General features: G+C 70.6%; 19 protein-coding genes. All 19 read left to right on the top strand.

Annotation, left to right across the window (positions count from 1 at the left end):
• Positions 1 to 166: 166 nt before the first annotated feature.
• The 19 genes from JI751_RS08460 to JI751_RS08550 all read left to right on the top strand — a co-directional run bounded on the left by JI751_RS08460 (position 167) and on the right by JI751_RS08550 (position 20,633).
• The gene (locus JI751_RS08460; RefSeq protein ID WP_201935458.1) at positions 167 to 1,201 is read left to right on the top strand and encodes an ABC transporter permease; all 1,035 of its coding nucleotides are present in this window, start codon (positions 167 to 169) and stop codon (positions 1,199 to 1,201) included.
• 80 nt (positions 1,202 to 1,281) lie between these two features.
• The gene (locus tag JI751_RS08465; protein ID WP_201935459.1) at positions 1,282 to 3,060 is read left to right on the top strand and encodes an ABC transporter substrate-binding protein; all 1,779 of its coding nucleotides are present in this window, start codon (positions 1,282 to 1,284) and stop codon (positions 3,058 to 3,060) included.
• Positions 3,061 to 3,232: 172 nt separating this feature from the next.
• Entirely contained in the window at positions 3,233 to 4,243 is a 1,011-nt protein-coding gene (locus tag JI751_RS08470) for an ABC transporter permease (RefSeq protein WP_201935460.1), read from the top strand.
• Positions 4,244 to 4,254: 11 nt separating this feature from the next.
• Entirely contained in the window at positions 4,255 to 5,352 is a 1,098-nt protein-coding gene (locus tag JI751_RS08475) for an ABC transporter ATP-binding protein (protein ID WP_201935461.1), read from the top strand.
• Between the two features lie 233 nt (positions 5,353 to 5,585).
• A complete protein-coding gene (locus JI751_RS08480) occupies positions 5,586 to 6,692 on the top strand; it encodes an ABC transporter ATP-binding protein (RefSeq protein WP_201935865.1) in 1,107 nt (368 codons plus the stop codon).
• Positions 6,693 to 6,727: 35 nt separating this feature from the next.
• On the top strand, positions 6,728 to 8,128 hold the full coding sequence (locus JI751_RS08485) for a replication-associated recombination protein A (RefSeq protein ID WP_307814019.1): 1,401 nt from the start codon (positions 6,728 to 6,730) through the stop codon (positions 8,126 to 8,128).
• The gene (locus JI751_RS08490) at positions 8,115 to 9,905 is read left to right on the top strand and encodes an ABC transporter substrate-binding protein (RefSeq protein WP_201935462.1); all 1,791 of its coding nucleotides are present in this window, start codon (positions 8,115 to 8,117) and stop codon (positions 9,903 to 9,905) included. Before JI751_RS08485 ends, JI751_RS08490 begins: the two co-directional genes overlap by 14 nt.
• A 38-nt stretch (positions 9,906 to 9,943) precedes the next feature.
• The gene (locus JI751_RS08495; protein ID WP_201935463.1) at positions 9,944 to 10,438 is read left to right on the top strand and encodes a hypothetical protein; all 495 of its coding nucleotides are present in this window, start codon (positions 9,944 to 9,946) and stop codon (positions 10,436 to 10,438) included.
• Complete coding sequence (locus JI751_RS08500) at positions 10,438 to 10,713, top strand: DUF6167 family protein (RefSeq protein ID WP_201935465.1); 276 nt, start codon at positions 10,438 to 10,440, stop codon at positions 10,711 to 10,713. The genes JI751_RS08495 and JI751_RS08500 overlap by 1 nt, the downstream gene beginning before the upstream one ends.
• Positions 10,713 to 13,409: an alanine--tRNA ligase gene (gene alaS, locus JI751_RS08505; RefSeq protein WP_201935466.1), complete on the top strand. Its 2,697-nt coding sequence runs from the start codon at positions 10,713 to 10,715 to the stop codon at positions 13,407 to 13,409. The genes JI751_RS08500 and alaS overlap by 1 nt, the downstream gene beginning before the upstream one ends.
• 2 nt (positions 13,410 to 13,411) lie before the next feature.
• Positions 13,412 to 13,876 carry a Holliday junction resolvase RuvX gene (ruvX, locus tag JI751_RS08510; RefSeq protein ID WP_201935467.1) on the top strand — a complete coding sequence of 155 codons (465 nt, stop codon included), beginning with the start codon at positions 13,412 to 13,414 and terminating at the stop codon, positions 13,874 to 13,876.
• Positions 13,869 to 15,014, top strand: a complete 1,146-nt coding sequence (gene mltG / locus JI751_RS08515) for an endolytic transglycosylase MltG (protein ID WP_201935468.1) — start codon at positions 13,869 to 13,871, stop codon at positions 15,012 to 15,014. The genes ruvX and mltG overlap by 8 nt, the downstream gene beginning before the upstream one ends.
• A gap of 13 nt (positions 15,015 to 15,027) precedes the next feature.
• Positions 15,028 to 15,855, top strand: a complete 828-nt coding sequence (locus tag JI751_RS08520) for a shikimate dehydrogenase (protein WP_201935469.1) — start codon at positions 15,028 to 15,030, stop codon at positions 15,853 to 15,855.
• 9 nt (positions 15,856 to 15,864) lie between these two features.
• Positions 15,865 to 16,632: a prepilin peptidase gene (locus JI751_RS08525; protein ID WP_201935470.1), complete on the top strand. Its 768-nt coding sequence runs from the start codon at positions 15,865 to 15,867 to the stop codon at positions 16,630 to 16,632.
• Positions 16,633 to 16,644: 12 nt separating this feature from the next.
• Positions 16,645 to 17,823 carry a chorismate synthase gene (gene aroC / locus JI751_RS08530; protein ID WP_201935471.1) on the top strand — a complete coding sequence of 393 codons (1,179 nt, stop codon included), beginning with the start codon at positions 16,645 to 16,647 and terminating at the stop codon, positions 17,821 to 17,823.
• Entirely contained in the window at positions 17,820 to 18,320 is a 501-nt protein-coding gene (locus JI751_RS08535) for a shikimate kinase (RefSeq protein ID WP_201935473.1), read from the top strand. The genes aroC and JI751_RS08535 overlap by 4 nt, the downstream gene beginning before the upstream one ends.
• Positions 18,317 to 19,417, top strand: coding sequence for a 3-dehydroquinate synthase (aroB, locus tag JI751_RS08540; RefSeq protein ID WP_201935475.1), 1,101 nt, complete (start codon positions 18,317 to 18,319; stop codon positions 19,415 to 19,417). The genes JI751_RS08535 and aroB overlap by 4 nt, the downstream gene beginning before the upstream one ends.
• A complete protein-coding gene (locus JI751_RS08545; protein WP_201935478.1) occupies positions 19,414 to 20,202 on the top strand; it encodes a ribonuclease FAU-1 family protein in 789 nt (262 codons plus the stop codon). The genes aroB and JI751_RS08545 overlap by 4 nt, the downstream gene beginning before the upstream one ends.
• The gene (locus tag JI751_RS08550) at positions 20,199 to 20,633 is read left to right on the top strand and encodes a type II 3-dehydroquinate dehydratase (protein ID WP_201935479.1); all 435 of its coding nucleotides are present in this window, start codon (positions 20,199 to 20,201) and stop codon (positions 20,631 to 20,633) included. Before JI751_RS08545 ends, JI751_RS08550 begins: the two co-directional genes overlap by 4 nt.
• The last annotated feature ends 12 nt before the right edge of the window (positions 20,634 to 20,645 follow it).

Raw genomic sequence — 20,645 nt, forward strand, 5'->3', positions numbered from 1 at the left:
AGCATTTGCCGGGCTCGGAGAAGTCAACTGGTTAATGCGTCGTAACGGGATCGTTACGCGTCAGTGATCGTCCGTGCGGCGCGGGTCACATACAGTCCTGTCTCGGCGCCGGCCCCGGGTGATCCCCGATCGGTGTCAAGACAGTCCCGAACCAGATGGGGAGAGCATGTCGGCAGACACCGCAGGACCGGAGACGCTGGGCTCGTTGAGCTCGGAGCCCGAGCAGCAGGATCCCAACAGCCAGCAGGCCAAGGAGATCTCCGGCAAGTCGCCGATGCGGATCGCGCTGGGCCGTCTCGCCAAGGACAAGATCGCGGTCGTCTGCGCGGTCGTCGTGCTGTTCTTCATCATCTGCGCCGTCTTCGCCGGCCCCATCTCGAGCGCCTTCGGCGTGAGCCTCGAGACCCCGCTCGCCAGCGAGCGCGTCGACGGCCTCAACCAGGGCCTCCCGCTGCCGGAGATGGGCCCGCCCAACGGACCGTTCACGATGGAGCACCCGATGGGTGTCGCGCCGCGCACGGGTGAGGACAACCTCGCCTACTGGCTCTACGGTTGCCGCGTCTCGCTCACCATCGCCACGACCGCGACCATCTTCGCCAGCCTCGTGGGCGTGATCGTCGGACTCCTCTCCGGCTTCCTCGGCGGCGCCGTCGACAAGGTGCTGTCGTTCTTCATCGACATGTTCCTCACGATCCCGTTCCTCCTCGCCGCGCTCACGATCGCGCCGATCATCAACGACCGGTTCAACCTGTCCGAGAACTACTCGACCATCCAGAAGACCGCACTGATCGTGGTGCTCTCGATCTTCGGCTGGATGGGCACGGCGCGCCTGATCCGCGGCGAGGTGCTGGCCCTCCGCGAGCGCGAGTTCGTCCAGGCGGCCCGGGTGATGGGCATGCCGACCGCGCGCATCCTCTTCAAGGAGCTGCTGCCCAACCTCGCCGCTCCGATCATCATCAGCATCTCGCTGATGCTGCCGACGTTCGTCGCGCTCGAGGCCGGCCTGGCCTTCCTCGGCATCGGCGTCACCGACGGCGTCTCGTGGGGCCAGATGATCCTCAAGGGCACCAACCTGACGTTCTTCCGCGAGTACCCGCAATACCTGTGGCAGCCCCTGCTGGGCATTGTCGCGCTGGTGCTCTCGCTCAACCTGCTGGGTGACGCGGTCCGCGACGCCCTCGACCCCAAGACCCGCCGCTGAGCCACCCGGCTCGGCCCAGGGTCCCTGCACGCGCCGAAGACGCCGTCCTCGGTGAGAACAAAAATGAAAGGCTGGACAGCATGAAGCGGAACAAGCCGCTCGCGCTCGTCGCTGGCGCCGCTCTTCTGACTCTCGCTGCCTGTGGCGGCGGCTCGTCGGACGATGGCGACAACGGCAGCGGAGGCGAGAAGAGGGAATTCGGCGGCCAGGAAGGCGGAACCAAGGACGCAGAGCGTCAGGGTCCCGCCGCCGAGGTCGAAGGCGCGACCGCCGGTGGGACCGTCACGGTCTACCTGCCGGGCGACCCGGGCCCCGACACCCTTGACCCGACCGCTGGTTGGTCCGTCACGGGCAACTCCATCCAGCAGGCGCTCACGAGCCGCTCGCTGACCCAGTACGTCCGCGACGAGGAAGGCCAGCCCGTGCTGGTCCCCGACCTCGCGACTGACCTCGGTACGCCCAACGAGGACTTCACCGAGTGGACGTTCACCATCCGTGACGACGCCACGTGGGAGGACGGCCAGCCCGTCACCGCCGACGAGGTCGCGTTCGGCATCTGCCGCTCGCTCGACTCCGAGGCGTTCCCCTCCGGCGCCGGCACCGAGTACTCCAAGACGTACTTCGACGGTGCGGCCGACTACGAGGGTCCCTACACCGCCAAGGACCCCAAGTGCGAGAAGTGGTCCGGCATCTCGGTCGACGGCCAGGACGTGACCATCAAGATGGCCAAGCCGTTCCCGGACATGGACTACTGGGGCGCCTTCATGGCGATGGGCCCGGCCCCGCTCGGCAACGCGTCCAAGCCGCCGAACTACGGCAACAAGCCGCTCTCGAACGGCCCCTACAAGGTCGACAGCTACAAGCCCAACGAGGAGCTGGTCCTGGTCAAGAACGACCAGTGGTCCGCTGACTCCGACCCGGGCCGTCACCAGTACGCCGACGAGTTCATCTTCAAGTTCAACCAGGACCAGGCCAAGGTCGACGAGATCATGCTGTCGGACAACTCCGACAGCCAGACCGCGATCTCGACCTCGCTCGGTTCGGACAAGTACAACGACGCGAACGGCCAGCTCGGCGACCGCCTCGTGCAGCAGACGTCGCAGTGTGTCTCCACGCTGACGCCGGACTACACCAAGATCACCGACATCAACGTCCGCAAGGCGCTCGCCTACGCGTACCCCTACCAGGACGTGTGGATCGCCGGCGGCGAGGTTCCGGGCGTGACCCGTATCCCCGCCAACTCGGTCATGCCTCCCGGCATGGCGGGCAAGAAGGACTTCCAGGTCGACGGTGAGCAGATCACCTACGACCCGGAGAAGGCCAAGGAGCTGCTGGCCGAGGCCGGCTACACCGAGGACAAGCCCTACGAGATCACCATGGTCTACTACGAGGTCGACCCGCTGGCCGTTGCCGGCCAGGAGCAGATCACCAAGGGCTTCGAGGCCAGCGGCTTCAAGGTCAAGGCCATCCCGGTCCAGGACTCGCCCTACAACATCTGGCTCGACCCGGACAACAAGGTCAACAAGACCCTCAACCTCCGTGGCGTCAACTGGTGCTCGGACTGGCCCGCCGGTTCGACCATGCTCCCGCCGCTGCTCAAGGGTGGTGCCGTCTACAACACCGCTCAGTTCGACGAGCCCTCGGTCAACGACGAGATGGACAACATCGCGACCCTCCCGCTCGAGGACCAGGCCGACGCCTGGGGTGCCCTCGACGAGAAGATCATGACGGAGTACTTCCCGATCATCCCGACCGCATTCCGCAACGACCTGTTCGTCTTCGGCAGCAAGATCGGCAACCCGACGGGCGATGGCTCGATCGGCGCCCCGAACTACAAGGACGTCTTCGTCATGGAGTGATCCCGGTGCTCTCGCTGGATCCTGAGAGCACCACGTAGTTCGACCAGCTCCACGTAGCAACACTGACGTGTGGGGGTTCCCTGACCGGGAGCCCCCACACGGCAGCCCGGGCCCGGTAGGCTGTCTGCCTCGGGGGCCCGACTCATCCACCATCCCCGGAGAGTGACCTGCGATGTTCGCGTATGTCGTGAAGCGGCTGATCTCGGGAGTCCTCGTCGTGACGTTGGTCTCGATGGCGATCTTCCTGCTGTTCTGGTTCGGCCCCTCGAGTCCCGCCCAACCCATCTGTGACCGCGAGACCCAGAACCGCTGTACGGCGGCGAAGCTCGACATCTACGAGAAGACGCTGGGCTACAAGAACCCCGTCTACGAGGAGTACGGCAAGTACGTCAAGGGCATCTTCGTCGACCGCACCCTCACCATCGCCTCCAACGACTACGAGTGCAGCGCGCCCTGCATGGGCGTCAGCTTCCGCACCAAGCAGCCGGTGAAGGAGGAGCTGGTCTCGCGCATCCCCGCGACCTTCTCCATCGCCATCGGCGGTGCGTTCCTCTACCTCCTCTTCGGCGTCCCCATCGGGGTCGCGGCCGCGCGAAGGCGCGGCAGTGTTGCCGACAAGGCCCTGGTCTCGAGCTTCCTGTTCATCAGCTCGGTGCCCTACTACCTCTTCGCCCTGCTGACCTGGCTCTACCTCACGATCACGTTCGAGGTGCCGTTCTTCAGCGACACGGGCTACTTCCCGATCACCCAGGACGGCCCCTTCAAGTGGTTCAGCGGGCTGTTCCTCGCGTGGGTCGCGCTCGGCATCTTCGGCTGCACGCAATACACGCGATTCACGCGTGGCGCGATGGTCGAGGCGCTGAGCGAGGACTACATCCGTACGGCCAAGGCCAAGGGCCTGCCGACGCGGACCATCGTCTACAAGCACGGGCTCCGCGCTGCCCTGGTGCCGGTCGTGACCATCTTCGGCATCGACTTCGGCACCCTGCTCGCCGGCACGATCTTCACCGAGCGGATCTTCGAGATCCAGGGCATCGGCTGGTGGAGCCTCGAGGCCGTGCAGGGCCGTGACCTGCCCGTCGTGCAGGCCACGGCGCTCTTCAGCGCCGTCGTCCTGATCATCTCCAACCTGCTCGTCGACGTTGTCTACAGCGTCCTCGACCCGAGGGTGAGGCTTTCGTGACCAGCGTTCCCATGACCCAGTCGTCCGCCACGGAGTCCCCGGACGACCGCGGCTCCGACGGGCCCTACCTCCAGGTCGAGGACCTGAAGGTCACCTTCCCCACGCAGGACGGTCCGGTCACCGCAGTGTCGGGCCTGACCTACTCGGTCGAGAAGGGCAAGACCCTCGGCATCGTGGGCGAGTCCGGCTCGGGCAAGTCCGTCTCGAGCATGGCCGTGATGGGTCTGCACGACACGAAGTCGGCGCAGATCTCCGGCTCGATCCGGGTCGGCGGCACCGAGGTCGTCGGGCTGAGCGAGGCGAAGATGCGCGGCCTGCGCGGCAACTCGATGGCGATGATCTTCCAGGACGCCCTGGCCGCACTGCACCCGTTCTACAAGATCGGCGGGCAGCTCGAGGAGGCCTACCTGGTGCACCACTCGAGCGCCTCGAAGCGCGACGCGCGCCGCAAGGCGATCGAGATGCTCGACCGGGTCGGGATCCCGCAGCCGGACCGACGCGTGGACGACTTCCCGCACCAGTTCTCCGGCGGCATGCGGCAGCGCGCGATGATCGCGATGGGCCTGATCAACGACCCGTCGCTGCTGATCGCCGACGAGCCCACGACCGCGCTCGACGTGACCGTGCAGGCGCAGATCCTCGACCTGCTCCAGGACCTGCAGCGTGAGTTCAACTCCGCGGTCATCATCATCACCCACGACCTCGGCGTGATCGCCGAGATGGCAGACGACGTCCTCGTGATGTACGCCGGGCGCTGCGTGGAGTACGGCACCACGAAGCAGATCCTGACGGCGCCCGAGATGCCCTACACGTGGGGACTGCTGTCGAGCATCCCCGATGTGGGCGCCTCCACCGACGCCCGCCTGATCCCGATCCCCGGTAACCCGCCCAGCCTGCTGCGGCCGCCGTCGGGGTGCTCGTTCCACCCGCGCTGCGTGCACTCGGACAAGGTCCCCGGTGACCTGTGCCGCACGGAGCTGCCGGAGCTGGTGCCGGCGAGCTCCGGCACGGCCCACCTCAAGCGCTGCCACCTCGCGGACCCGGTCGGTGTCTACACGACCGAGGTGCTTCCCGAGATCGCCCCCGAGCTCGTCGAGGAGACCCGATGACGCAGGACCCCAACGCCCGCGCCGAGATCGAGCCGACCGAGGTCGGCGCCAACGCCGCCGAGACCGGCGACCGTCAGCTCACCGCGGAGCACAGCCCCGAGACCCCCGACGCCTACGGCTCGCACGAGATCGGCATCGAGGACCTCGACTTCGCCACGCTCGCCGAGCACGGCCACACCGCCACGAAGCTCGACCCGTTGGCGCCTGCGGTGCTGTCGGTCGACAACCTGAAGATGTACTTCCCGGTGAAGTCGTCGGGCGTCGTGCGACGGACCATCGGTCACGTGCAGGCCGTCGACGGCATCTCGTTCGAGGTCCCCAAGGGCGGCTCGCTGGGTCTGGTGGGCGAGTCCGGCTGCGGCAAGTCGACCACGGGTCGACTCATCACGCGGCTCTACAAGCCGACCGGTGGCTCGATGATGTTCGACGGCCACGACCTCGCGAAGCTGTCGGCGCGGGAGATGAAGCCGCTGCGACGCGACGTCCAGATGATCTTCCAGGACCCCTACACCTCGCTCAACCCGCGCCACACGGTCGGCACGATCGTCGGTGCACCGCTCGAGGTGCACAAGATCGTCCCGAAGAACCAGGTGCTCAAGCGGGTCCAGGAGCTGCTGGAGATCGTGGGCCTCAACCCCGAGCACTACAACCGCTACCCCAACGAGTTCTCCGGCGGCCAGCGTCAGCGCATCGGCATCGCCCGCGCCCTCACGCTGAACCCCAAGGTACTGGTGGCCGACGAGCCGGTGTCCGCGCTCGACGTGTCGATCCAGGCGCAGGTGGTCAACCTGCTCCAGGACATCCAGTCCGAGTTCGACGTCTCGTTCCTCTTCATCGCCCACGACCTCGCGATCGTGCGGCACTTCTGCCCCGAGGTCGCGGTGATGTACCTCGGCAAGATCGTCGAGATCGGCGACCGCGAGACCATCTACGGCAAGCCCCACCACCCCTACACGCAGGCCCTGCTCTCCGCGGTGCCCGACGTGAAGCAGGCGGCCGTGGGTGGCCGACGCGAGCGCATCCGCCTCGAGGGCGACGTGCCGTCGCCGATCAACCCGCCGTCGGGTTGCCGGTTCCGGACGCGCTGCCAGTTCGCGCAGGAGATCTGCGCCAAGGTCGAGCCGCCGCTGCTGCAGATCGGCCAGCGCCACAAGGTCGCCTGCCACTTCGCCGGCGAGCTCGGCTCGCACCCCGCGAGCCCGGTGACCACCGACCTCCTCGGCGTCGACGACCAGGGCAGCCCGGTCGCCGGAGCCACGCCCACCAACACGCAGCTCACCATCCCGGGCTACGAGGACACCTGGTACGACCTGAAGACGAAGCAGACGACGGGGGCCTGACCTCACTGTCAGCCGTCCGAGGGATACTCACCCACGTGGATGGCCTGTTCGAGATTCCGGGCGCGGGGCAACCCGCGCCCGGAGCCGTTCCCGGCGGCGGGTCGCTCGGTGCCAACACGCACGCGTCCGCGCCGCTGGCCGTACGCATGCGACCGCGGACGATCGACGAGCTCGTCGGCCAGCAGCAGCTGCGCGCCGCCGGCTCTCCGCTGCGCCGCCTGATCGAGGGCGACCAGTCGATGTCGCTCCTGCTCTGGGGACCCCCGGGAACAGGGAAGACCACGATCGCCGCGATCGTCAGCCAGCAGACCAGTCGCACGTTCGTCGAGGTGTCGGCCGTTTCGGCAGGCGTCAAGGAGGTCCGCGCCGCGATCGACGGTGCGCGCGCCGAGCTCGTCCGGAGCGGCCAGGAGACCGTGCTCTTCGTCGACGAGGTCCACCGGTTCAGCAAGGCCCAGCAGGACGCCCTGCTGCCGGGCGTGGAGAACCGGTGGGTCACCCTCATCGCCGCGACCACCGAGAACCCGTTCTTCTCGGTCATCTCGCCGCTGCTGTCGCGCAGCCTCCTGCTGCGGCTCCAGTCCCTGACCGACGACGACGTCGCCGAGGTGATCGACCTGGCGCTGGCCGACGAGCGCGGCCTCGCCGGCGACATGGGGTTGGACGACGACGCCCGCGCCCACCTCGTACGACTCGCCGGCGGCGACGCGCGTCGCGCGCTGACCTACCTCGAGGCGGCCGCCGGCGCGGCCGGGAGCACGGGCCTCGACGCCATCGACCTCACGACGGCCGAGACGGCCGTCGACCAGGCAGCAGTGCGCTACGACCGTCAGGGCGACCAGCACTACGACGTGATCAGCGCCTTCATCAAGTCGATCCGGGGCTCCGACGTCGACGCCGCACTGCACTACCTCGCCCGGATGATCGAGGCCGGCGAGGACCCGCGCTTCATCGCCCGCCGCCTCGTCATCAGCGCGAGCGAGGACATCGGGCTCGCCGACCCGACTGCGCTGCCCACCGCCGTCGCCGCGGCGCAGGCGGTCCAGCTGATCGGGATGCCCGAGGCCCGGCTCAACCTCGCGCAGGCGACGATCGCGCTGGCCGTCGCCCCCAAGTCCAACGCGGTGATCACGGCCATCGACGCCGCGCAGGCCGACGTACGCGCCGGGAAGATCGGCCAGGTGCCGCCTCACCTGCGCGACGGGCACTACGCCGGCGCAGCCAAGCTCGGTCACAACTCGGGGGCACCGAAGCCCTACGTCTACAGCCACGACGCGCCCTACGGGATCGCCGAGCAGCAGTACGCCCCCGACGAGCTCACCGACGCCAGCTACTACCGGCCCACCGCGCTCGGCGCCGAGGCCGGGGTCAAGGAGCGCTGGGAGCGGGTCCGGCGCATCGTCCGGGGGAGGGGTACGACGAGTGACCGGACCTAGGCAGCCGCTCACCCACGGCGTCCTGGCCCTCGTCGCCCTGCTGTCCCTCGGGCTGGCGGCGTGCAGCGGCGACCCGGCCGGGGTGGCCGACGCAGCGGCGCCGCCCGCCCCGAGGACCTTTCACAAGCAGGTGGTCGGGGGCAAGGACGCCCGACGGCAGGCTCCCGCCGCGGAGGTGGCCGGGGCGACCAGCGGCGGGACGATCACGGTCTACCTGCCCGGCGCGCAGGGTCCGGACACGCTCGACCCGTCCGGTGGCTGGTCGGTCACGGGCAACTCGATCCAGCAGGCGCTGATCAGCCGGTCGCTGACCCAGTACGCCCCCGGCCCCGACGGGCATCCGGTGCTGGTGCCCGACCTGGCGACCGACCTCGGCACCCACAACGACGACTTCACGGAGTGGACCTTCACCATTCGCGACGACGCGACGTGGGAGGACGGCCGGCCCGTCACTGCCGAGGAGGTTGCGTTCGGCATCTGCCGCACGCTCGACTCCGGAGCCTTTCCCGCCGGTCCGGGAACGGAGTTCTCCACGACCTACTTCGCCGGGGGATCGGACTACGACGGCCCCTACACCGGCGACGACCCCGACTGCGACGCGTGGCCCGGCATCACCGTCGACGGCCCGGACATCACCATCGAGATGAGCCGGCCGTTCCCGGACATGGACTACTTCGGTGCCGTCATGGCCATGGGGCCGGCACCGCTCGGCACCGTCTCGGACCCGCCCGACTACGGGTCCAGGCCGATGGCCACCGGCCCCTACGAGGTCGAGAGCTGGGTCCCCGGCGAGGAGCTGGTGCTGGTCAGGAACACGGAGTGGTCCGCCGACTCCGACCCGGCGAGGCACCAGTACGCCGACCGCTTCGTGTTCAGGTTCAACCAGGACCAGGACAGGGTCGACGAGATCATGCTCTCCGACAGCTCCGCCGGTCGGACCGCCGTGTCCACGTCGCTGGGACCGGGGCGTTACGTCGAGGCCGCTGGCGCGTTCGGCGAGCGACTCGTCCAGCAACCCTCGCAGTGCGTCTCGGTCCTCGCCCCCGACTACACGAAGATCACGGACGTCCGCGTCCGCAAGGCGCTCGCCTACGCGTACCCCTACGAGGATGTCTGGACGGCTCGCGGCGACGTCCCGGGTGTCACCCGCGTGGAGGCGTCCTCCGTCATGCCGCCGGGCATGGAGGGACGCAACGACTTCCAGGTCGACGGTGCGCAGATCACCTACGACCCGGCGACGTCGCGCAGGCTCCTCGAGGAGGCCGGCTACGGCGACGAGCCCTACGAGATCACGATGATCTACGACGAGGTCGACGCGCGGGCCCGGGCCGCACAGGACCAGATCACGACGGGGCTCGAGGCCGGAGGCTTCTCGGTCAGGGCCATCCCGGTGCAGGGATCTCCCTACGCCACCTGGCTCGACCCCGACGACGAGGTCGACAGGACCCTCAACCTCCGTGGCGCGAGCTGGTGCCCCGCCTGGCCGGCCGGCGCGGCCATGATCCCCCCGCTGCTGAAGAGTGGTGCGGCCTTCAACACCGCGCACTTCTCCGAGCCCTCGGTCGACGCGGCGATGGCCGACCTCGCCACCCTGCCCGTCGAGGACCAGGCCGACGCCTGGGGTGAGCTCGACGAGACGATCATGAGCACCTACTTCCCGGTCATCCCGGTCGGCTACGTCAACCAGCTCTTCGTGTTCGGATCCGGTATCGGCAACCCGTCGGGCGACGGCTCGATGGGCACCCCGGACTACAAGAACCTCTACGTCGAGCGCTGATCGTCGAGGCTTGTCGTCGAGGCTTATAGGGTGTGCCGGTGACTTCGGAGCAGGTGTTGCTGGCTGCCGCGGGTGTCGTCGCGCTCGCCGCGCTGGTCCTCGCGTCCGCCGGCCTGCGCCGCGCGCGTCGCGCGGAGTCGTTGGCGGCCACGCTGGCCGAGCGGGTCGCCGCCCTCGAGTCGCCCGTCCCCGACGCTCCGGCGCCGGCTGTCGACCACGCCGAGGCCAGCACCTACGTCATCACGCGGATCGAGGAGGACCGGGTCGCGCGTGACGGGAACGCGCCCGTGGCCGTGCCGATCGACGGCCGCCTGTTCGCCGACATCGTCGCCCGCGAGACCGTGGTCAAGGCCGCGTCGTGGTCGGCGGGCCTGCGGCGTGCACTCGCGCCCGAGTCCCGCAACCGGATCCGCTTCCACGTGCGCCAGGAGACCAGGCGGGCCGGTCGGGAGAGGCGCGCCGAGACCAAGCAGGCCCTGCGCGAGTTCCGCGCCCGCGAACGAGCCGCCGTGGCACGGGAGGACGTCGCCTGATGGGTCGCCCACTCTGGTTCGTCGCCGGGGCGGGGGTCGGTGTGTACGCCGCGGCCCGTGCCCGTCGCGCCGCCGAGTCCCTCACCGCCGACGGCCTGCGGGACCGCCTGCGCGGCTGGCAGGTCGGCGCCCGGATGTTCGCCGACGAGGTGCACCAGGGCCGCACCGAACGCGAAACCGAGTTGCGTGAGCAGCTGGGGCTGAGGCCCACTTCAGATTCGACTGGACTTCCTGAACTGACCGGCAGCACCGACACGACGAAGGACCCCCACTGATGGACACCGCCGAGATCCGACGCCGCTTCCTCGCGCACTTCGAGGCCGCCGGACACGCAGTGGTGGACTCCGCGTCGACGCTCGCCGACGACCCCAACCTGCTGTTCGTCAATGCCGGCATGGTGCCGTTCAAGCCCTACTTCCTCGGCCAGGAGACGCCGCCCTTCGACCGCGCCACGAGCGTGCAGAAGTGCATCCGCACGCCCGACATCGAGGACGTCGGCAAGACCACGCGCCACGCCACCTTCTTCGAGATGTGCGGCAACTTCTCCTTCGGCGACTACTTCAAGGAAGGCGCCATCGAGCTGGCCTGGGACCTGATCACCAAGCCCCAGGAGGACGGCGGCTACGGCCTCGACAAGGACCGCATCTACCCCTCGGTGCTGGTCGGTGACGAGGAGGCCATCGGGCTCTGGATGAAGGCCACCGGGCTGCCGCGCGAGCGGATCATCCAGCTCGGCCCCAAGGAGAACTACTGGTCGATGGGTGTTCCCGGACCGGGCGGTCCGTGCTCGGAGCTCCTCTACGACCGCGGCCCCGACTTCGGTCCCGACTTCGACGCCGCCACGCTCGGCCCCGACATGCCCTACGAGCTCGAGGACCGGCTCCTGGAGATCTGGAACCTCGTCTTCATGCAGGACGACCTGAGCGCGGTCCGCTCGAAGTCCGACTTCGACATCGCCGGGTCGCTGCCGAAGAAGAACATCGACACCGGCATGGGACTCGACCGCGTGGCGCTGCTGCTCCAGGGCAAGCGCACCGCCTACGAGATCGACATCGTCTTCCCGGTGATCGCGCGCGCCGAGCAGCTCACCGGCAAGACGTACGGCGCCGACCGCGAGGACGACGTGCGCTTCAGCGTGGTCGCCGACCACGTGCGCTCCGCGATGATGCTCATCGGTGACGGCGTCACCCCGAGCAACGACGGCCGCGGCTACGTGCTGCGCCGGCTGCTGCGCCGCGCCGTGCGCTCGATGCGCCTGCTCGGCTGCGAGGACCGCGTCCTGCCCGAGCTGATGCCCGTCTCCCGCGATGCCATGGGTCCGACCTACGGCAACCTCGTCACCGACTGGGAGCGCATCTCGAAGGTCGCCTACGCCGAGGAGGACGCGTTCCGCAAGACGCTCCAGTCCGGCACGCAGATCTTCGACCAGGCCGCCGACGAGGTGAAGCGCACGGGCGGCTCGACGCTGTCCGCCGAGCGCGCCTTCGCGCTGCACGACACCTACGGGTTCCCGATCGACCTCACCCTGGAGATGGCGTCGGAAGCCGGCCTCACCGTCGACGAGCCGGGCTTTCGCGGCTTGATGGCCGAGCAGCGCGAGCGCGCGAAGGCCGACGCCCGCGCCAAGAAGGGCGCCCACGGCGACACGCTCGTCTACCGCGGGATCCTGGACCAGCACGGGCCGACCGAGTGGCTGGCCTACGAGACCCTCGAGACCGAGTCGCGACCGCTCGCCCTGCTCAGCGGGGGAGCCGCGACCGGGCGCCTCGCCGAGGGCGAGATCGGCGAGCTGGTGCTCGACCGCACGCCCTTCTACGCCGAGTCGGGCGGTCAGGTCGCCGACGCCGGCACGATCGTCTTCGACGGCGGTCGGCTCGAGGTCATCGACGTGCAGCGCCCGATCAAGGGCCTCGTCGTCCACCAGGTGCGCGTGCTCGAGGGCGAGCTGGACGCGGGCAGCGAGGTGCACGCCCGGGTCGACCCCGAGTGGCGCATCGGTGCCCGCCAGGCCCACTCCGGCACGCACGTGGTGCACGCCGCGCTGCGCGAGGTGCTCGGCCCGACGGCGCTGCAGTCGGGCTCCTACAACCGGCCCGGCTACCTCCGTCTCGACTTCGGGTGGACGCAGGGCCTCACGGCCGAGCAGGTCCGCGACATCGAGCAGGTCTCCCAGCAGGCCCTGCGCGCGGACCTCGCGGTCGCGTGGGACTACATGACGCTCGAGCAGGCCAAGGAGTGGGGCGCGATCGCGCTCTTCGGCGAGACCTACGACAACACCAAGGTGCGCGTCGTCGAGATCGGCGGTCCGTGGTCCCGCGAGCTCTGCGGTGGCACGCACGTCGACCACTCCTCGCAGATCGGCACCGTCGTGGTGACGGGGGAGACCAGCGTGGGTTCGGGCAACCGTCGCATCGAGGCGCTCACCGGCGTCGAGGGCTTCGCCTACCTCGCCCGCGAGCGTGACGTGGTCGCCCAGCTGACCGGCCTGCTCAAGACCCAGCCCGACGACCTCGTCGGTCGCGTGCAGGGCCTCACCGAGCGCCTGAAGAACGCCGAGAAGGAGCTCGACAAGGCCCGGCTGGCCCAGCTCCTCGGCGCCAGCGCCGAGCTGGCGGCCGGTGCGACGCAGGTCGGCCCCGTCAAGGTGGTGGCCCACCGCGCCGACGGCGCCGGCGGGGGCGACGTGCGCAACCTGGCGATGGACGTGCGCGGCCGGCTGCCGCACGGCGAGCCGGGTGTCGTGGTGATCATCGGCAGTGCCGAGGGCAAGGTGTCGGTCGTCGCGGCGACCAACGACGAGGCCCGCGCGCGCGGCCTGTCCGCCGGTGAGCTGGTGCGCGCCGTCGGTCCGCTGCTCGGCGGCAAGGGTGGCGGCAAGGACGACGTCGCCCAGGGCGGCGGCAGCGACGCCTCGCGCATCGACGAGGCGCTCGCGCTGGTGTCGACCGAGGTCGCGCGGGTGGCGGGCTGACGGTGCGCTTCGGAGTCCGGCTGGGGATCGACCCGGGCGACGCCCGGATCGGCGTCGCGAGCAGCGACCCGTCGGGATTCCTGGCGACCCCGGTCGAGACGGTGCGGCGCGGCGGTGGCGACGTACGCCGCCTCGCGCAGCTCGTCGTCGAGCGAGAGGCGGTCGAGGTGGTCGTCGGGCTCCCGCGATCGCTCAGCGGCAGTGAGGGACCGGCGGCCGAGAAGGTCCGCACCTTCGCCGCGCGGCTCGCTCGCCGAGTTGCACCCGTGCCCGTCAGACTGTGTGATGAACGACTGACCACGGTGTCGGCCGAGTCGATCCTGCGCGAGCAGGGCCGCCACGGAGCCAAGCGACGCGCCGTGGTGGACCAAGCAGCCGCGGTGCTGATCCTGCAGACTGCGCTCGACACCGAGCGCCTGCGCGGAGAGCCACCGGGAGAGATCGTCGAGGTGAGCACGGATGACTGAGCAGGACCTGGTCGAGGAGGAGTCCTACGACTACGACCCCGGAGGCCGGCGGCGCAAGAGCCGCGGTGCCAAGGGCTGCCTCGCCGTCATCGTCGCGCTGGCCGTGCTCGCCGGCGGCTTCTACTTCGGCCTGACCAAGGGCGTCTCGTTCCTCGCCGACCAGTTCCAGGGTCCGGAGGACTTCCCCGGACCGGGCACGGGCAAGGTCCAGTTCAGCGTCAACGACGGCGACGTCGTCGCCCAGATCGGCCGCAACCTCAAGGCCGAGGGCGTGACCGCGTCCGTGCAGGCCTTCATCGACGCGTGCACCGACGAGGGCACCGGCATCCAGGTCGGCGACTACGAGCTCCAGAAGGAGATGAAGGCCGCCGACGCGTGCGAGGTCCTCGCCGACCCCGGCAACCTCATCGGCTTCCCGACCGTGACCATCCCCGAGGGCCTGCGCCTCACCGAGATCGTCTCGACGCTCGCCGAGAACACCGACTTCCCGGAGGGTGCCTTCAACAAGGCGCTCGAGTCCGGGAGGATCGGCCTCCCCGACTACGCGGAGGGCAACGCCGAGGGCTACCTCTTCCCCGCCACCTACGAGATCAAGCCCGGCATGAAGCCGGTCGCGATCCTCAAGATGATGGTCGCGCGCTGGCAGGAGGCCGCTGACGCGGCCGAGCTGGAGACGAAGGCGGCCGAGCTCGGGCACACGCCCGCCGAGCTGATGATCATCGCCTCCCTCATCGAGGCCGAGGGTCGCGGTGACGACATGCCCAAGATCGCCCGCGTCATCTACAACCGCCTCGACGGTCCCGGCGACAAGGGCGGCACCAACGGGACGCTCGGCATCGACGCCGCGATCGCCTACGGCCTCGGCCTGTCGCCCGGCTCGACCGAGCTCACGCCCGAGCAGCTGGCCGAGGACACTCCCTACAACACCCGCCTCAACGCCGGCCTGCCGCCGACGCCGATCGAGGCGCCCGGTGACGACGCGATCGCTGCCGCGGCCAACCCGGCGGACGGCGACTGGTACTACTACGTCACGGTCGACCTCTCCACCGGCGAGACCAAGTTCTACGAGGACTACGACGGCTTCCTCGAGGGACGCGACGAGTACAAGGCCTACTGCGAGACCTCGGACCGTTGTTGATGCCGAGGCCGAGGTGAGTGCGAGGCGCTGTGGCGTGCTCGGCGACCCCGTCGCGCACTCGCTGTCGCCTGCGCTGCACCGGGCGGCCTACGCCGAGCTCGGGCTCGACTGGGAGTACGACGCCCACCGGGTGCCGGCGGGCGGGCTCGAGTCGTTCCTGGCCGCGCTCGGCCCGGAGTGGCGCGGCCTGTCGCTGACGATGCCGCTCAAGCGGGAGGCGCTGGCCGCGGCCGACGAGGTCACCGACCGCGCCCGGCTCGCGGGAGCGGTCAACACCCTGGTGCTCGACGACGGCTCCCGCGTCGGGGACAACACCGACCTCCCCGGCGCGGTCGCCGCGATCCGGGAGCGCACGACGGTGCCGCTGGCGTCGGCGGTCGTCCTCGGCGGCGGTGCCACCGCGACCTCGATCGGGCTCGCGCTGGTCGAGCTGGGTGTGACGTCGATCGAGCTCCTGGTGCGTGATGCGTCCCGCGCGCAGGAGACGGTGGACGCCCTGCGGTCGCACCCGGGGGGCGTCGACGTACGCACCGCTGAGCTGGGTCTCGGCGACCCCGTCGCCGCCGACATCGTGGTGTCGACCATCCCGGCGTCCGCGCAGGCCGACGACCTGGTCGCGCGCACGGCGGACGTGCCGGTCGTCTTCGAGGCGTTGTACGACCCGTGGCCGACGCCGCTGGCGGCTGCGGCGCAGGCGTCCGGACGGACGCTCGTCGGCGGGCTCGACCTGCTGGTGCACCAGGCGGCGCTCCAGCTCGAGCTCTTCACCGGTCTCGCAGCGCCGCTCGACACGATGCGCGAATCGGGCGAACGCGCCCTCGCGGCCCGCAACCCCGCTTGAATGACCCCCGTGAACCTCACCGTGCTCGCGGCGCTGCTCGGTCTCCTCGTCGCGGGGCTCGGGGGCCTGCTCGTGCCTGCGCTGATCGCGAGCGTGCCGGAGCCGGCTCCGAAGACGACCCACGAGCCCGACGAGCCCGACGAGGCTGCGGGGCCCACCGAGGACGAGAAGAAGCCCGAGCCGCCCAAGGAGCTCTACGTCGACATCGCCGCGCGTCCGGGGCTGCGCTGGCGGAGCGCGCTGGTGTCCGCGGTGGGCGGCGGGCTGATCGGGGCCGCGACCGGGCTGGACTGGCCGCTGCTGTGGCTGCTCCCGCTGACGCCGGTCGCCGTCGCCCTGTCGGTCATCGACTGGCACACCCAGCTGCTGCCACGTCGGATCGTCGTGCCCGCGACGCTCGCCGCGATCCTGCTGGTGGTCGTGGTGGGCCTCGCGGCCGACGAGCGCGAGGCGCTCGTCCGCGCGCTGGTCGCGATGCTGGTGGCCCGGTCGTTCTTCTGGGTGCTGTGGTTCGTCCGCTCGGCCGGCATGGGATTCGGCGACGTCCGGCTCGCGGCCCTCGTCGGGCTGGTGCTCGGCTGGCTCGGGTGGGGAGCGGTGGCGATCGGACTGTGGTTCTCGTTCCTCTCCTTCGCGGTCCCGGCCGTCGTGGTGGTGCTCGCACGCCGGGACCGGACATTGCTCAAGCGGTCGTTCCCGTTCGGGCCGTTCATGGTGTTCGGGACTCTGGTGGGTCTCGTCTGGGGGACTCCGCTCGCCGAGCGCATGTGGGGCTGAGAGACTGGCGCCATGCTTCGATGGCTCACGGCAGGCGAGTCCCACGGTCCCTCCCTGGTCGCGATCCTCGAGGGGCTCCCCGCGCACGTCCTTGTCACGACCGACGACCTCGCCGACTCGCTGGCGCGCCGCCGGCTCGGCTACGGCCGCGGCGCGCGGATGAAGTTCGAGCAGGACCAGGTGCGGGTCCTCGGCGGCGTCCGCCACGGTGAGACCCAGGGCGGTCCCGTGGCGATCGAGGTCGGCAACACCGAGTGGCCGAAGTGGGAGAAGGTCATGTCGGCCGACCCGGTCGACCCGGTGGAGCTCGAGGCGCTCGCCCGCAACGCCCCGCTGACCCGGCCGCGACCCGGCCACGCCGACCTCGTCGGCATGCAGAAGTACGCCTTCGACGAGGCGCGCCCGATCCTCGAGCGGGCGTCCGCCCGCGAGACGGCGGCGCGGGTGGCGCTCGGCCGGGTGGCGTCCAACTTCCTCGAGCAGGCCGTCGGGGCGCGGATCGTCTCGCACGTCGTCTCGCTCGGCGGCGTCAAGGCGCCCGCGGGCGTCGTACCCGGTCCCGACGACGTCGCGCGCCTCGACGGCGACGAGGTCCGCTGCCTCGACCCCGAGGCGAGCGCGGCGATGGTGGCGCGGATCGACAAGGCCCACAAGGACGGCGACACCCTCGGCGGCGTCGTCGAGGTCGTCGTCCACGGCCTGCCGCCGGGCCTCGGCTCGCACGTCCACTGGGACCGCCGCCTCGATGCCAAGCTGGCCGAGGCGCTGATGGGCATCCAGGCGATCAAGGGGGTCGAGGTCGGAGACGGCTTCGAGCTCGCCGACACCCCCGGCTCGCTCGCGCACGACGAGATCGTGCCGACCGACGACGGCCTGAGGCGTACGTCCGGTCGCTCGGGCGGCACGGAGGGCGGCATGTCGACCGGTGAGGTCCTCCGCGTCCGGGCGGCGATGAAGCCGATCGCGACCGTGCCCAAGGCGTTGCGCACCGTCGACGTCGCCACCGGTGAGGCGACGGTCGCGCACCACCAGCGCTCCGACGTCTGCGCCGTGCCTGCCGCCGGCATCGTCGCCGAGGCGATGGTCGCGCTCGTGCTCGCCGACGCCGTCGTGGAGAAGTTCGGCGGCGACTCGGTGCAGGAGACGCGCCGCAACGCCGAGGCCTACCTCGACACGCTGCGGTTCCGATGAGTCCCCGCGTGGTGCTGGTCGGCCCGATGGGCGCCGGCAAGACGACCGTGGCCGGACTCCTCGGTGCCGCCTGGGGCGTCCCCGTCCGTGACACCGACGCCGACATCGAGGCGGGCACGGGTCGCGAGATCTCCGACATCTTCGTGGAGTCGGGCGAGGACCACTTCCGCGAGCTCGAGGCGGCCGCCGTGTCCGCCGCGATCGCCGAGCACGACGGCGTCCTCGCGCTCGGCGGTGGGGCCGTGCTGCGACCCGAGACCCGCGAGCTGCTGACCGACCAGACCGTGGTCTTCCTGCGCGTCGGGTTGTCCGACGCCGTCAAGCGCGTGGGCCTGGGCGTCGGGCGCCCCCTGCTGCTCGGCAACGTCCGCTCGCGGATCAAGGCGCTCCTCGACGAGCGCACCCCCGTCTACGAGTCGGTGGCGACCCACGTCGTCGAGACCGACGACCGCACCCCCGACGAGGTCGCGGCCGAGATCCGGGAGCTGCTGCCGTGAACGACGACACCGTGCTCCACGTCGGCGGCGCGTCGCCCTACGACGTCGTGGTCGGCCACGGGCTGTCCGGGCGGCTTCCCGGCATCCTGGGAGAGTCGGTCGAACGGGTGGCCGTGCTCTACGCCGGCTCGCTGGGCGCCCTGGCCGACCCGGTCGTCGACGAGCTCGTCGAGCACTACGACGTCCTCGCCCTCGGCCTGCCCGAGGGCGAGCGCGCCAAGACCGCGCCGGTGGCCGCGGACTGCTGGGAGGCGCTCGGCGAGGCCGGCTTCACGCGCTCCGACTCCGTCGTCACGATCGGCGGGGGAGCGACCACCGACCTCGGCGGCTTCGTCGCCGCGTCCTGGCTCCGCGGCGTACGCGTCGTGCACGTCCCGACGACCCTGCTGGCGATGGTCGACGCGGCGGTCGGCGGGAAGACCGGCATCAACACCGGCGCCGGCAAGAACCTCGTCGGTGCCTTCCACGAGCCCGCGGGTGTCCTCTGCGACCTGTCGCTGCTGGCGTCGCTCCCGCGCGAGGAGCTCGTCGCCGGACTCGGCGAGGTGGTCAAGTGCGGCTTCGTCGCGGACCCCGCGATCCTCGACCTCGTCGAGCGGACCGACCCGGCCGCGCTCACGCACGACTCCGCCGAGCTGCGCGAGCTCGTCGAGCGGGCGATCCGGGTGAAGGTCGACGTCGTGGTCGGCGACCTCAGGGAGACCGGCGGCGCCGACGGGCACCCCGGCCGCGAGGTGCTCAACTACGGCCACACCCTCGCCCACGCGATCGAGCGCACCAGCGACTACACGGTCCGCCACGGCGAGGCCGTCGCCATCGGTTGCGTGTACGTCGCCGAGCTGGCCGCGCGTGCCGGGTCGCTCGACCCGGCCCTCGTCGAGCGGCACCGCGCCACGCTGTCCCGCGTCGGGCTGCCGACGACGTACGACGCGGCGTCCTTCGACGACCTCCACGCGGCGATGAAGGTCGACAAGAAGGCACGGGGCTCGCAGCTGCGGTTCGTGGTGCTCGACGACCTCGCCGCTCCGAGGATCCTCGCCGGGCCGGGCGAGGACGACCTGCGGGCGGCGTACGCCGCGATAGCCTCCGCCGGGTGACCGAACCCGATCCGAACGACGTCCAGGTCTCCGACTCCGGGAGCACCTTGCGGCGGTTGTCGGGTCCCGTCGAGGCCAGGCGCGTCGACCTCGCCCTGCTCGCACCGGAGCGCAACGTGGGAGCCGACTGGCGCCCGGCCGGTGAGGCGCCGTTCCTGACCGCCGGGGACCCGGTGCTGTGGCTCTACGGTCGTGGCATCGATCCGATGCGGGTGGTGCGCGACGACGAGCGCGGCCTCGTCGCCTGGCTCGCCGCCGAGTCCGAGATCGTCGCGTGGCACCCCGCGGACGGACGGTCCGTCCGCGACGTCCCGCTGGCCGAGCGGTTCGCCGTCGACCGGGCCCCGGTCGTCCAGCGCTGGCGCGGCGGTGGCGTGCTGCGGATCGCGCCGACGGGGAAGCCGTGGTCGGTGTGGTTGTTCTGGGAGGACGACGGGAGCTTCGCCGGTCACTACGTGAACCTCGAGCTGCCCCACACGCGGCGCGACGGCGAGACCGCGACCCGTGACCTCACGCTCGACCTCTGGCTCGAGCCCGACGGCGAGCTGTGGCTCAAGGACGCCGACGAGGTGGCGGCGGCCGTCGCGGTGGGGCGCTACACGCAGGCCCAGGCCGACGAGATCCACGCCGCCGCCCAGTGGGCACGCGTCGACCTCGTCGAGGGCCGGGACTGGCCGCTCGACGACGAGTGGATCGCCTGGCGACCGCCCGCCGGCTGGGCGACACCCGTGCTGCCGGACACAGAGGTCGTACGGCAGGCGCGACGAACTACGCTGCGGCCATGACGAAGGTCCTCGTCCTCAACGGACCCAACCTCGGCCGCCTCGGTCGCCGCCAGCCGGAGATCTACGGCTCGACGACCCACGCCGAGCTCGCGCACCAGTGCGTCGGGTGGGGGAGCGACCTCGGCCTCGACGTCGAGGTGCGCCAGACCAACCACGAGGGCGAGCTCCTCGACTGGCTCAACACCGCGGCCGACGACGGCGACAGCGTCGTGCTCAACGCCGGCGCCTGGACGCACTACTCACTCGCCCTCTGGGACGCCTGCGCCCAGCTCACGGGTCCGCTGGTCGAGGTGCACATCTCCGACCCGAAGCAGCGCGCCGAGGAGTTCCGCCACACCTCGGTCGTCGAGCCCCACGCCGCGCTGACGATCGCCGGCGAGGGCATCGACGGCTACCGGCAGGCCCTTGCCTACCTCGCCGCGCCCGCCTAGACCTCACTTCCG

The sequence above is a fragment of the Nocardioides baculatus genome (assembly GCF_016735675.1).
GTDB classification, from domain to species: Bacteria; Actinomycetota; Actinomycetes; order Propionibacteriales; family Nocardioidaceae; genus Nocardioides; species Nocardioides baculatus.

Bases quoted from the DNA above. Each gene is read 5' to 3' on its own strand.
- JI751_RS08460 (WP_201935458.1), top strand. From the start codon at position 167: ATGTCGGCAGACACCGCAGGACCGGAGACGCTGGGCTCGTTGAGCTCG.
- JI751_RS08465 (WP_201935459.1), top strand. From the start codon at position 1,282: ATGAAGCGGAACAAGCCGCTCGCGCTCGTCGCTGGCGCCGCTCTTCTG.
- JI751_RS08470 (WP_201935460.1), top strand. From the start codon at position 3,233: ATGTTCGCGTATGTCGTGAAGCGGCTGATCTCGGGAGTCCTCGTCGTG.
- JI751_RS08475 (WP_201935461.1), top strand. From the start codon at position 4,255: ATGACCCAGTCGTCCGCCACGGAGTCCCCGGACGACCGCGGCTCCGAC.
- JI751_RS08480 (WP_201935865.1), top strand. From the start codon at position 5,586: ATGTACTTCCCGGTGAAGTCGTCGGGCGTCGTGCGACGGACCATCGGT.
- JI751_RS08500 (WP_201935465.1), top strand. From the start codon at position 10,438: ATGGGTCGCCCACTCTGGTTCGTCGCCGGGGCGGGGGTCGGTGTGTAC.
- alaS (WP_201935466.1), top strand. From the start codon at position 10,713: ATGGACACCGCCGAGATCCGACGCCGCTTCCTCGCGCACTTCGAGGCC.
- mltG (WP_201935468.1), top strand. From the start codon at position 13,869: ATGACTGAGCAGGACCTGGTCGAGGAGGAGTCCTACGACTACGACCCC.
- aroC (WP_201935471.1), top strand. From the start codon at position 16,645: ATGCTTCGATGGCTCACGGCAGGCGAGTCCCACGGTCCCTCCCTGGTC.
- JI751_RS08535 (WP_201935473.1), top strand. From the start codon at position 17,820: ATGAGTCCCCGCGTGGTGCTGGTCGGCCCGATGGGCGCCGGCAAGACG.
- JI751_RS08550 (WP_201935479.1), top strand. From the start codon at position 20,199: ATGACGAAGGTCCTCGTCCTCAACGGACCCAACCTCGGCCGCCTCGGT.